A 12,846-nucleotide genomic window follows, 5' to 3' on the forward strand; every position below is an offset into this window, starting at 1 on the left:
TACGGTCAGCGCAGCAAGTGCGCAGACCTACTGAATAGTTACATTCAAGCATACATTCTGCCTTGCATTTTATGTACAGAGCATAACCTGATCGTCCTGTACTGCTCTCCGGATCTTATTCCTTGAGTCCTGTCTCGATCAGATTGCAGACTGCTTCAATGGCCTCTTTCTCGTCCGGTCCGTCACAGTGGACGGTGATCTCATCGCCGCAGCGGATCCCGGATGCCATTACGTTTAATACGCTCTTCGCGTTGATTTCCTTTTCTTTATAAAAAATCATCACTTTAGAATCGAACTTCATGGATGTCTGGCAGAGCAGTCCCGCCGGGCGAAGATGAAGACCGGTCGGGTTTACGACTGTAACTTTTCTTTCTACCATTACCTAATTCCTCCTATTCTGATTGTAAGTTCATAAACAAGTAAAAACCGCCCCAAATGACCATTCCTCATTTACGACGTTTTTATTCATGACCAGGCAGTTTCATTGTATACTACAATTCCCCTAATGTCAACGGAGCATCCCCCGGAATCGTTTGACATTTTCCCCTCACCGGGCTACAATCAAAACAATATCGTGCACAAGCAACGTGTCCGGCCAGCCTTCACGATCCTGTCCCGACTGGAATGCCGGCACGTCCAAATATCCAACGAGGAGTTTTCCCCAATGAAAATACTTGCCCCAAACTTATATAAGATCATCCTGACGAACAAAAACATGAGGACTTCATCCAGAAACCTCTATATTATAAAAGGCAGCGAACGAAGCCTCATGATCGACACCTCCTGGAACGTGCCGGAGTGTCTGTCGGAGATGGAACAAGCCCTGAACGAGCTCTCCATCGACTGCAGGAATCTCGACATCTTCGTGACCCACAATCATGTAGACCACAGCGGCTATGTCTCCTTTTTCACCGACCACGGCGCCCGGGCGTTCATGAATCCGGTAGAGATCGCAGCCTCTTCCGACCGCTACCATCGTTTTTATGAGGACAATGATATGCGCCGCTCCTACACAAGTGAAGTCGGAGTCACAAAAGAACGGACTCCGGACGCATGGCAGGAAATCAAGGCAGGCGCCGACCAGCTCGCCAGGGATAACAACGTGAATTTCGACTTTCCATTCACGCCCATCGCCCCCGGAGACCGTCTTTCTTACGGCGGTTACGACTTCGAAGTCGTCTCCCTTGCCGGACATACCTCCGGTCAGTGCGGACTTGTTGAACGAAATGCAAAGTTATTCTTCTGCGCCGACCAGGTGATCCTCGGCCTTGTTCCCATCGTCATCACCTCAGGAAAGGATCAGCATCTCCTCACCGAATACTTCGCTTCCCTCAGGGAACTCGCATCTGATTACAGCGGATACCGTTTTCTCCCGGGGCACTACGGTGAATTCACAGAGATCAAAGAAGAGACCGACCGGATCATCGCCGGATACGGGGAGCGCTGCACACAGCTCCGTCAGGTACTGGCAGAAAGTAATCGCCCGATGACTCTCCTGGAACTCGACCAGGCGCTCTACATCCAGCGCATGCAGACTTACCGCTACTCCTTCCTGTTCTCCTATCTCCACACCTGGCCAAAGCTCTTTTCCTGCCTCGACTGGCTTTTCGAGACCGGTGTGATCGACCGCACGGAAAAGGACGGAGTTTTGTACTGGTCTCTCCGGTGACGCCTATTCGCTGCGCCCGGTCCTCTCCTCCGCCTCTCTCTTCGAGAACACGCACCCGCAGTAATTCTGCCGGTACAGCGCGTGTTCTCTGGAGAGCTCCGTGGATCGCTTATATCCGTTTTTCTTCTTGAAATCCGACGGCAGAAATTCGATGCCGTACTCTTTTCCCATCTCTTCCCCGATCCGGTTCAGCCGCTCCGCATCTTTTAACGGGCTGATCGTGAGGGTCGTTGTAAAGAAATCGAACCCGCCGGCTTTTGCCTCCCTCGCAGCCTCGGAAAGGCGGAGTTTAAAGCATTCCGTACACCGTGCGCCGCCTTCCGGCTCCTGTTCCAGGCCTTTTGCCGCCGTGTAGAAATCGTCCGGCACATACGTTCCCGCCACGAAATGGATCGGATGGCGGTTCGCCTCGTTTTCCCACTCTCCGTTAAATTCCCGGATCAGGCGCTCCTGCTCCGAAGTCCGTTCCTCGTACTCGGACGGCGGGTAGATATTCGGATTGTAATAAAAGACCGTGATCTCAAAATACCGGGAGAGATATTCCAGGACATAACTGCTGCACGGTGCACAGCAGCTATGGAGAAACAGCGTCGGCACCCCTCCCCCGCTCTGAAGTTCCTCCAGTTTTTTTTCTAATTCTTTCTGATAATTTCGTTTATTCATAAATTCTCCAATAAAGGAAGAGAAAAAAGGCAGCCGGATCTTCTCCTGCTGCCTGTATCTCTTTTTCGGATCCACCAGACACATCCGCACCTGCGATCCGCTTTCATCTTTTTTGAAACGAGTTTCTACAGGAAATCCCTGATCCGTTTGCTGCGGACCGGATTTCTGAGTTTCCGGAGCGCCTTCGCCTCGATCTGGCGAATACGTTCTCTCGTTACGTTGAACTCTTTTCCTACCTCTTCAAGTGTTCTCGGATGTCCATCCTCAAGACCAAATCGAAGCACGATGACCTGACGCTCTCTCTCTTTGAGATCGCCTAATAATGCATCGATGTGCTCTCTCAGCATTACAGACTCTACATTTCCCTCCGGGGTAACCGCGTTGCTGTCCGCAACAAAATCGCCCAGGTTGGAGTCATCCTCCTCACCGATCGGAGTCTCCAAGGATGCAGGTTCTCTTGCGATCTGCATGATCTCCATGACCTTGTCCTCTGACATATCAAGCGCTTCCGCAAGCTCTGTCACGGACGGCTCATAGCCAAGTTCCAGGGTCAGCTTTCTCTGCATCTTTGACATCTTGTTGATCGTCTCTACCATATGAACCGGAACACGGATCGTTCTCGCCTGATCTGCAAGCGCTCTCGTCACGGACTGACGGATCCACCAGGTTGCATATGTACTTAACTTATATCCTTTTGTATAGTCGAACTTCTCAACGCCCTTAATAAGACCAAGGTTTCCTTCCTGAACAAGATCCAGGAAACTCATTCCACGTCCTGTATAACGCTTTGCGATACTTACAACAAGACGCAGGTTTGCCTCGATCAGGCGCTCTTTCGCAGACTCATCTCCCTCTGCCTTTCTCTTCGCGAGACGAAGCTCCTCATCCGCGGAAAGAAGCGGCACAGTACCGATCTCCTTTAAATACATGCGGACCGGATCTTCTGTTCCGATACCTTCCAGAAGGTCGATGGCGTCTAAGTCAATGTCCTCTCCGTCCTTGTCTTCACGGTAGTCATCATCCAGATCGTCCAGAAGCATGGAATCATCCGCAAGCATTGCGTCATCGATTACCGGCACAACATCAATATTGTTATGCTCCAGGTAATTATAAATTTCGTCCATCTGCTCCGGTCCGAGGTTATCTCCGGCAAAAAAGTCGTTGATCTCCGTCGCGTCAAGGGCATTCTGTTTTGACTTGCCGAGTGCGACAAGTTTCTTAAGTTTGTCTAAAAATACTTCTTTTTCCACTGAATAACGTCCTTTCAGGTTGGGGCTTGCTCAAACTGCTCCACGATAGTTCATTATATACCATCCAGCGACATTTTTCAACTTTTTTCCTTGAATTTTTCACTGATTTTTAGCATATTCGAAATATCTCATGCCGCTTTGCGATCAGTTTTCCGTCTTCTCTTCCTTTTTTTCCGGTTCCGGGCTGCAGCTCAGAGTGACTGCTTCCTTTACATTCTCGATCTTCGCCTCTTTTACCGCCCCGCCGAACTCACCGTCGAGGACCCACGGGACATCCTCATCTGCAGTCACCGTGAATTTTGATGACTTGAACCGGATCATATCCTTATTTTCCTGTTCCGGGAACAGGAGGAGTCCGCTTAAGATGTTTGGAAGGTCCACCGGTGACTTCGGTGTCCGGATAAACAAGCCCTCAAACAGACCGTCATGGAACGAAACATCCTTCGGAGCGAGTCCGCTGAATCCGCCGACACTCGTGGTATTTGTCACCATTCCGAAGATAAATTCCCCGTCTGCCTCGCCGTCATCCCATGCAATATGCATTTTATAAGACTTCAGCTTTCCCAGCGCCTTGATTGATTCCAGGATATACGCCTGATGTCCGAGAACATTTTTGACATCCTGCGGCGTACTGTAGGAAACCTCAGTAAACGCTCCGAACGCTGCGATATACACAAAATACCTCTGATCCCCGAATTTTCCGATATCGACACCGTAGGATTTACCGCTCACCACATCCCGCGCTGCCTCCGTGAGGTTTGCAGGGATCTTTAAACTTCTTGCAAAATCATTCGTGGAACCGGACGGAAGATACCCGATCTCCGGTCTTTTTTTTAACTTCATGATGCCGGAGATCACGCTGTTTAATGTGCCGTCCCCGCCGCTGCAGACAAAAAGCTCTACCTCACTGCCATACTCCTCGGCGATCTTTGCCGCATCTCCCGGCTCCTGGGTCACATAGACGGACGGCAGATAACCTGCCCTGCAGAAGATCCCGAGGATATCGGATAACTGATTTTTAATGGCTTCCTTCCCTGAACGGGGATTAAAAAGAAATATCATTTTTTTCATCATGATCACGCTCCATACTTTCAACTAGCTCTCGCAGCTGTCCATTGTCTGCGCAGCTGCAATCTTTCTATAAGCCGCAAACGCATTCGGGATCGGATACTTTTCCTTCAGCTCTTCCCGATCTGCAAACAGCAGTCCCGGAATTTCTTCTGTTACACGGATCAGATATCCGCTCATATGCCATTCCACATGGCTGAAAATATGCTTTGCCGTCGGGAGTTCTTTCTCGATCACAGCTCTGCATTTCATCTGCTCCAGCACTTCTTTCCCGGAAAGTTTTCCCTCCAGGTTCGGAAACTCATAGAGGGATGCCAGAAGCCCTGTGTCATCCCGCTTTCTAATGGCTATTTTATCCCCGTATTCCACTAATAATACGGTCTTTTCCTCTATTTTCCTTTTCTTTTTCGGTGTTTTCACCGGGATCTCTGCGGTCAGAGCCTTTTTTCTCGCCTCACAGACGGTATAGAACGGGCACGGTGCTCCGCAGAGCAGCGCTCCGTTCGGCACACAGACGATCGCTCCCGTCTCGATGAGAGCCTGGTTGAAGTCCCCGGCTTCTCCTTCTTTTAAAGTTTTCAGGGTCTCCTCCACCGCCAGTTCCATCTTCTTTTTCACTGCCTGCTTTAAGATATCCTCATAGCTTCCCGCCACTCTTGACAGGACCCGCATAACATTTCCGTCAACTGCAGGGACAGGAAGACCAAACGCGATGGAGCCGATCGCTCCCGCCGTGTAACTTCCGATCCCGGGAAGTAAGAGAAGCGCCGCGTGGTCTGCCGGAAGCGCTCCTCCGTATTCGGAGACGATGATCTCTGCCGCTTTTTTCAGATTTCTCGCTCTGCTGTAATAGCCAAGACCTTCCCAGCACTTGAAAAGTTCCTCTTCCTCACAATCCGCCAGCGCCTGCACGGTCGGAAAGTGTTCCATGAAGCGGGCAAAGTACGGTTTTACTGCCTCGACTCTCGTCTGCTGCAGCATAATCTCCGAGATCCAGATCCGGTAGGCATCCCGGTTCTCACGCCACGGGAGATCTCTCCTGTTTTCCCGATACCACGAAAGGAGCGGTCCTCTCGCGGCATCCAGACGCTCCGTCAGGGTGAGGTTCTTCTCATCCGGAAAGATTTTCTGGAGGCCGGAATAGAGATCCGCCCCCGAAACATTCATTTCTTCCTTATACATATCCATAGACTCCGCGGACTGAAACTTCCCCGGAGATAATCTCCTTTAACGTGCCGTCAGCGAGACGTACAAGCAATGCGCCTTCCTTGTTGATCCCCTCGGAAACGCCGCGGAACTCGCCCGCCGGGTCCAGGACACACACCTCATTGCCGAGATTTACGAGATTCGCATTGTACTCCTCGATGAGTCCCGACATATCCTGAGTCTTGATAAACGTGTCATAGTATCCCTCAAAGGCCTCCATGATCGCTGCGATGATCTCGCTTCTCTTCTGGATCTTTCCGCTCTCTATGTAGAGGGAAGTTGCGGTAGCCTTAATGTCGTCCGGGAAATCCTTCTGGTTTACGTTAATGCCGATTCCCGGGATCACATACTGGATCTCCATGAGTTCCGTGCTCATCTCCGTCAGGATCCCGCAGATCTTCTTCTTATTCAATACAAGATCGTTCGGCCATTTGATCTCCGATTTCAGTCCCGTCGATATTTCAATTCCCTTTTTCGCCGCAAGAGCCATGACCAGCGTCAGCATCGACGCAGCCAGCGGATCGATCTGAGGTCTCAACAGCATGCTCATCCAGATCCCGACTCCCGCAGGGGATGTCCAGACACGGCCCCGTCTTCCCTTTCCTCCAAGCTGCTGTTCCGCAACTGCCAGAGTCCCGTGGGGCGCGCCCTGTTCCGCAAGGCTCCGGATCTCGTTGTTTGTGGAGACTGTCTCCTCAAAGAATACGACATTCTCTCCTGCCCACTTCGTATGGATCGTACTTTCCAACTCTTCCTTCGAGAGCACATCCGCAGATCCTTTCAGAATATATCCTTTATTCCGGACCGCTTCGATCTCATAGCCCTCTTCTTTCAGCTGATTGATCACCTTCCAGATTGCTGTCCTCGATACACCGAACTTCTCACAGAGCTCCTGTCCGGAAATATAGCCGTCTGTCTCTTTTAATAATTTCAGGATTTCTCCCTTCATCTCATTACCTCCAACAGTTCCTACCAAATGCTAACCGCGCTTAAGATCGTGAAGATCAGCAGGACCGTTCCGAATCCCATCTGGAACACCGCCGCAGTTCTTCTCCGCCGCTCCCGCTTTGTCCGGGAGAGCCAGTATTTTCCTGTGGCGAGATTTAAAACCGCCGCCAGGAAAAAGATCACCGGAAAGAGGAACATGTACCTCTCCGTGTCAAGAAACGAAATGACGGACATGACCACCACGGCGATCCCGATGATGATATGCATGGCATCAAGCGCCATGGATTCGCTCCTGACCCTTCTTCTTTTATTGTTTTCCGCCATATTTCAGCGTTCTCCTCATATCTCTATCCTACCGTCAGCTTATCCGAAAGCAGTTCATGGATCTTCCCAACGATCTCATCCGGCGTGTATACACGGTAGACTTCCAACTGCATCTTTTTTGCAAACAGCTCAAGGACCGCACCGTAAAGATCCCTGTAGTCCCACTCGCTGCAAAGCCTCAGCTTCTTTGCGAGAAACGGAAAGATCTTTTCCGTGTAGACACGGTAACCCGTGAGCTTCGCGAATTCGTCCTCTTTCACATACGGTTTCAGCCAGATCTTAAAGAGGTCAAGCTCCGACATGATCCTGCCAAAATAATACGCCTCGGAATATGGCATGTCAAGATAATATTTCCGCCCACAGAGTCCGTAAAGAAATCTCAGCCCGTCGAAATAGCCGAGCTTCATGTTTTTCTTCGTCCTTGCGCTGTCAAACTCCAGGATCCCGCCAAGATTTCTCCCCGGTGCGATCTCATGGATCGTCACGTCCGCCGGAATCTCCATAAACTTTCTCCGGTCCACGCCGATCCCGTAAAGGCGGATCACGATGATATCTTTATATCCCCGGTCCGTCAGAAGATCGACCGGGACATTGTTGACGCTGCCGCCGTCCAGATACGTCTTTCCGCCGATTTTTTCCTGCTTAAAGCCCGGAAAGTAAGCGCTGGCCATCATCATGTCCTTCATGGTTCCCGGCGGCGCTTCCTTCACATCAAAGTCCTCTTCCTTCCGGTCCGTGACTGAAAATGACGCGGCACAGAAATCACGTGGTGAGCGCCTGATCCGCTCCTCATCCACCGTCTCTTCCAGAAGTTTTTTGAGTGGGGCGATATCAAGCCCCCTGTCTGAAAACAGCCGTTTGAATTCTGCCGCCGCGTCGGTCATTTTCATGGATCGAACGCCGAATTTCTTTAGTTTTGCGATCATGGGATCATCCACCCGGAATACCGTGGAGTAGGTCATAGTCCCCCAGATCTCCTCCGCTTTTTCCAGGTCATCCATACAGATCAGTGCGCCGTTCAACGCCCCTACTGACGTTCCCGCGACTCCCCTGATCTTAACGCCGGCTTCCCGGAGCGCTTTCCAGACGCCGATCTGGTACGCACCCCGGGCTCCGCCGCCCTCTAAGACGATCCCATATTCTTTTTCAAGATCAATTCTCAGTTTCACTCTTCTTTGCAATCTCCGTTACACTTGTCACAAGGCCGGCCAGGGACTGGATCTCAGACGGAATGATGATCTTTGTTGCCTTACCGTCTGCCGCCTTCGCGAATGCCTCAAGACTCTTTAACTGTAAAACTGCCTGATCAGCACCTGCCTCCTTGATCATCCGGATACCATCAGCATTTGCCTGCTGGATCTTTAAGATCGCTTCAGCCTGTCCTTCCGCCTCGCGGATCCGCTTCTCCTTCTCCGCCTCCGCGTGAAGGATCGCTGCCTGCTTATCTGCCTCCGCATCGAGGATCGCGGACTGTTTCTTACCTTCTGCCACAAGGATCGTAGACTTCTTCTCACCTTCCGCGCGGAGGATCGCCTCACGGCGTTCACGCTCAGCTTTCATCTGTTTCTCCATGGCATCCTGGATCGCTGCCGGCGGAATAATATTTTTTAACTCCACACGGTTGACCTTGATTCCCCACGGGTCTGTCGCAACATCCAGCGCGGAACGCATCTTTGTATTGATGGTCTCACGGGAGGTCAGCGTCTGATCGAGCTCCAGATCACCGATGATGTTGCGGAGCGTAGTAGCGGTCAGATTCTCGATCGCCATGATCGGGTTCTCAACGCCGTATGCGTAGAGCTTCGGGTCCGTGATCTGGAAGAACACGACCGTATCGATCTTCATGGTTACGTTATCCTTTGTGATCACCGGCTGCGGTGCAAAGTCAACGACCTGCTCTTTTAAGAGAACGCGCTTTGCAACACGGTCGATAAACGGAACCTTAAAGTGGATTCCCACGTTCCAGGTTTCCAGGTATGCGCCAAGCCTCTCCACGACCATCGCCTGTGCCTGAGGCACGATACGGATGCAGGAAACAAGGATCAGCAGAATGATAAAGATCAGTACTAATACTAAAATTGCTGGCATATTTAAATCCTCCTTTATGAGTTTTGGGAAAAATTTTATTTCTGGCTTTCAGAGGTTTCGGAAACCGGTTCCACAATAAGCTTCACGCCCCGGACTTCCTTTATGAGCACATGGGTCCCCACAGGGATCGTCACTGCGTCATCCGCAGATCTCGCCGTCCACTCCTGCCCATTGACGACTGCAACTCCGGACGGCTCATTGTTGTCGATCTTTGTGATCACTTTCGCCTTTCTTCCGATCAGTCCGTCCACATTCGTCTTCACGGTTTCCCGGTTGATGAACCGTGCTGCGAGCGGTCTCGTAAAGAGCAGCATGAGAAACGATACGACCAGAAATACTACAAGCTGCATTTTGACAGAAAAGCCAAAGATCGCAACGAAAAACGCAAACAACGCGCCGCCTGCAAACCAGATCGTCGTGAGCGCCATAGTCGCCGCCTCGATTCCGATCAGAATTACAAAGGCTACCAGCCATCCGATCATATCCATAAAATCACTCCTTTACGCGCGCCGCTGTCTCGCCGTCTCGAACATCAGGATCGATGCTGCGATGGCGGCATTTAAGGACTCCACCTTTCCCGCCATGGGGATCTTCACCCAGGTATCTGCCAGGTTGGAAAGCTTTTCTGTCAGCCCGTTTCCCTCATTTCCGATCAGGAATGCTGTATTACCAGTATAATCTTCCTGTTCGTAATTATTCTTTCCTGCAAGATGGGCCGCAAAAACACGGATTCCCCGCGCCTTCAGATCCAGGACCGTCTGTTCCAGATCATCCGTATAATAGAACGGGACACGGAACACGGATCCCATGGTGGAGCGGATCACCTTCGGGTTATAGAGGTCCACAGTGTCACGGCTCATGATAAGTCCCGTGATCCCCGCACCTTCTCCGGCTCGCAAGATCGTTCCGAGATTTCCCGGATCCTGAAGATTTTCCAGAACCATCAGGTGGGCGGGACGATCATTCTTTAAAAGATCCTCCATTCCATAGGAAAATTGTCTGACAAGTGCCAGCACACCCTGAGGCGTCTGTGTATCGGACATTGCCGCAAACACCTGATCACTGACAAGTTCATATCCCGGGTATTCTGCAAGAATTGCGGCATTCTCCGGATTTTTCGCGAAGGTTTCAGAAACATAGATACTTTTAACCTGATCCTTCGGGAGCTCAGCGGCCATCCGCACTCCCTCGACAACGAAAAGTCCCTGTTCGTTTCTCGCTCTCGCTTTCTTCTTTAACTCGATGACCGCTTTTACCTGATCATTTTTTGTACTCGTGATCATCGATCTGCCTCCGGGTCAAGTTTCTCCACTTCATCCATCCAGATCCGTCTCGCCGCGTCACTCGGCATTCTCAAATCTCCTCTCGGAGAAACCGCAACAGATCCGACCTTCGGGCCGTCCGGCAGGCAGGAACGCTTGAATTGCTGTGCGAAGAACCGGCGGTAGAAGGTATTTAACCACTTGTAGATCACCTTGTCCTCGTAAACTCCCGCGAAAGCGATCTTCGCCAGGCGGTAGATCTTCGCCGGATGATAACCGTAACGGAGAATATAATAGAGGAAGAAATCGTGAAGCTCGTAAGGTCCGACCAGGTCCTCCGTCTTCTGGGAAATCTTTCCGTCCTCCGGCGGCAGAAGCTCCGGGCTCACCGGGGTATCGAGAACATCGTAAAGAACATCCGCAAGGGCCTTGTCACCGCAGGTATCCGCGTAGTAACGGACAAGATGGCGGACCAGTGTCTTCGGAACAGAAGCGTTCACGCCATACATGGACATGTGGTCACCGTTGTAAGTAGCCCAGCCGAGAGCCAGCTCGGACATATCTCCGGTTCCGATGACCATACCGTTTGTCTTGTTCGCAAGATCCATAAGGATCAATGTGCGGTATCTCGCCTGAGAGTTCTCGTAAGTCACATCATGGATCGCCGGATCATGTCCGATATCCTCGAAGTGGGTGGAAACTGCTTTTCTGATATTTACCTCTCTTAATGTCGCACCCAGCTTCTTTGTGAGCGTGACTGCGTTGTTGTAGGTTCTGTCCGTAGTTCCGAAGCACGGCATCGTGACGGAGAGGATATTTTCTCTCGAAATGCCCAGCATATCGAAGGCTCTCGCTGTGATGAGAAGTGCCAGGGTGGAGTCGAGTCCGCCGGAGATTCCTACAACCGCGCTCTTGGCACCGGTGTGGGCGAGACGTTTCTTTAAGCCCATCGCCTGGATCGTTAAGATCTCCTCACAGCGTGCGGTTCTCTCTTTCTCGTTTGACGGAACGAAAGGTGCCGGATCGACATAGCGTTTTAATGTGAGCTCCGTTTTATTTAAGGTGAAGTCCATGTAATCATAGTCCTCAGTCTCCGCACCCGGCTGACATGTGGTCATTCTTCTTCTCTCGTTTTTAAGTCTGTAAAGATCGATGTCCGCCGTGATCATGCCGTTTTTGAAACGCTCGGATTCCGCAAGGATATTTCCGTTCTCGGCAATGATATCATGTCCGCCGAAGACGAGGTCCTGGGTGGACTCGCCCTCTCCGGCATTGGCATAGATGTACGCACATACGAGGCGGGCAGACTGTCCGGCGATCAGTGTCTCACGGTATCCCGCTTTCCCTGTGGTCTCATCGCTGGCGGAGCAGTTTGCGATCACGGTAGCTCCGGCCTTCGCGTGGGATACACTGGGCGGATCCATCGTCCAAACATCCTCACAGAGCTCCGCGGCAACTACAAGTTCCGGGATATTTGTACAGCGGAATAAAACCTTGCTTCCAAACGGGACCAGGCGTTCTCCCCACTCTACCACATCAGGCTTTACCGGACCCGGATTGAAGTGGCGGAGCTCGTAGAACTCAGAATAGTTCGGGAGATGTCTCTTCGGAACGAGTCCCAATAATTCTCCGCTCTTGATAACAGCCGCCACGTTATAAAGTTTTCCGTCCTTCATCCACGGGAGTCCGATGAAGGTCAGCATATCCATCGCTTTTGATGCATTTAAGAGCCATAAGAGTTCTTCCTTTGCCTGATCGACCAGCGTATCCTGTAAAAACAGATCACCGCAGGTATATCCGGTAAGCCCCAGTTCCGGGAACACCAGAATCTTTACGTCCTGATCCGCCGCCTCCTGCATCATCTTCCAGGTCTGCTCCCGGTTAAACACCGGATCCGCAACCTTTAAATCTGGGGTGGCTGCCGCCACCCGGATAAATCCATCTTTCATGTCTATTCTCCTTAATCTATTCTGACTTTGATGGCCGCGCTGCGCGCAGATGTTCAGTCAATCCTGGAGTGTATTCCGTTACAGCAACTGTTCCGTATCTTCGCAGCTACCCGTTATACAACAATTCAGTCATAAACGGTGCTTTCTATTGTTTTGAAAATTTCCGCATGGCTGAATGATTACTTTTTATTATACACTTTTTTTCTGAAAAGAGCTATGGCTTTTCGATTGTTTTATATATATTTCATGAATCGTTCGACCATGTGTCAGTTCAGCAAGTACGTGTGCGCTGCAAACCTGCCTGCATAGACACTCGCATTCGCTGAACTGCATATGGGCAACGCTGGAATGGCGAAAGGCTGTGCTCCCCCACTGAGCACAGCCTTTCATTCACGTACAATTTCCTTGCATTATACAGT

General features: G+C 51.0%; 13 protein-coding genes. 1 reads left to right on the top strand and 12 read right to left on the bottom strand.

All coding sequences use genetic code 11. The features are described from left to right. Window positions 1-115: 115 nt before the first annotated feature. Window positions 116-379 (bottom strand): HPr family phosphocarrier protein, encoded by a 264-nt coding sequence (locus V2546_RS08280; protein ID WP_118297848.1) that lies wholly within the window; start codon window positions 377-379, stop codon window positions 116-118. Between the two features lie 285 nt (window positions 380-664). Between V2546_RS08280 and V2546_RS08285 the strand changes: the two genes are divergently transcribed. Then, window positions 665-1,669, top strand: a complete 1,005-nt coding sequence (locus tag V2546_RS08285; RefSeq protein WP_329752040.1) for an MBL fold metallo-hydrolase — start codon at window positions 665-667, stop codon at window positions 1,667-1,669. A gap of 3 nt (window positions 1,670-1,672) precedes the next feature. On the opposite strand, the gene V2546_RS08290 is transcribed toward V2546_RS08285, so the two are convergent. The 11 genes from V2546_RS08290 to V2546_RS08340 form a co-directional block, all read right to left on the bottom strand. Next, window positions 1,673-2,332: an epoxyqueuosine reductase QueH gene (locus V2546_RS08290; protein ID WP_118531820.1), complete on the bottom strand. Its 660-nt coding sequence runs from the start codon at window positions 2,330-2,332 to the stop codon at window positions 1,673-1,675. Between the two features lie 125 nt (window positions 2,333-2,457). Continuing rightward, window positions 2,458-3,582, bottom strand: coding sequence for an RNA polymerase sigma factor RpoD (gene rpoD / locus V2546_RS08295; RefSeq protein WP_118297844.1), 1,125 nt, complete (start codon window positions 3,580-3,582; stop codon window positions 2,458-2,460). Between the two features lie 144 nt (window positions 3,583-3,726). After that, on the bottom strand, window positions 3,727-4,656 hold the full coding sequence (locus V2546_RS08300; RefSeq protein ID WP_346011239.1) for a diacylglycerol/lipid kinase family protein: 930 nt from the start codon (window positions 4,654-4,656) through the stop codon (window positions 3,727-3,729). A 21-nt stretch (window positions 4,657-4,677) separates the two neighbouring features. Continuing rightward, entirely contained in the window at window positions 4,678-5,832 is a 1,155-nt protein-coding gene (gene mutY, locus V2546_RS08305; protein ID WP_329752041.1) for an A/G-specific adenine glycosylase, read from the bottom strand. Then, entirely contained in the window at window positions 5,825-6,805 is a 981-nt protein-coding gene (locus V2546_RS08310) for a biotin--[acetyl-CoA-carboxylase] ligase (protein ID WP_118531824.1), read from the bottom strand. The genes mutY and V2546_RS08310 overlap by 8 nt, the downstream gene beginning before the upstream one ends. A 20-nt stretch (window positions 6,806-6,825) precedes the next feature. After that, the gene (locus V2546_RS08315; RefSeq protein WP_329752042.1) at window positions 6,826-7,128 is read right to left on the bottom strand and encodes a DUF6637 family protein; all 303 of its coding nucleotides are present in this window, start codon (window positions 7,126-7,128) and stop codon (window positions 6,826-6,828) included. A gap of 23 nt (window positions 7,129-7,151) precedes the next feature. Beyond that, entirely contained in the window at window positions 7,152-8,297 is a 1,146-nt protein-coding gene (locus V2546_RS08320) for a patatin-like phospholipase family protein (protein ID WP_329752043.1), read from the bottom strand. Further along, complete coding sequence (locus V2546_RS08325; protein ID WP_118531826.1) at window positions 8,281-9,216, bottom strand: SPFH domain-containing protein; 936 nt, start codon at window positions 9,214-9,216, stop codon at window positions 8,281-8,283. Before V2546_RS08325 ends, V2546_RS08320 begins: the two co-directional genes overlap by 17 nt. A gap of 35 nt (window positions 9,217-9,251) precedes the next feature. Further along, window positions 9,252-9,704: an NfeD family protein gene (locus V2546_RS08330; protein WP_118531828.1), complete on the bottom strand. Its 453-nt coding sequence runs from the start codon at window positions 9,702-9,704 to the stop codon at window positions 9,252-9,254. A gap of 12 nt (window positions 9,705-9,716) precedes the next feature. Then, the gene (locus tag V2546_RS08335; protein WP_118531830.1) at window positions 9,717-10,499 is read right to left on the bottom strand and encodes a TrmH family RNA methyltransferase; all 783 of its coding nucleotides are present in this window, start codon (window positions 10,497-10,499) and stop codon (window positions 9,717-9,719) included. After that, window positions 10,496-12,427 (bottom strand): NAD(+) synthase, encoded by a 1,932-nt coding sequence (locus V2546_RS08340; protein ID WP_329752044.1) that lies wholly within the window; start codon window positions 12,425-12,427, stop codon window positions 10,496-10,498. Before V2546_RS08340 ends, V2546_RS08335 begins: the two co-directional genes overlap by 4 nt. Between the last annotated feature and the right edge of the window lie 419 nt (window positions 12,428-12,846).

The organism is Clostridium sp. CM74B_53, assembly GCF_036318045.1.
Taxonomy (GTDB): domain Bacteria; phylum Bacillota; class Clostridia; order Lachnospirales; family Lachnospiraceae; genus Pilosibacter.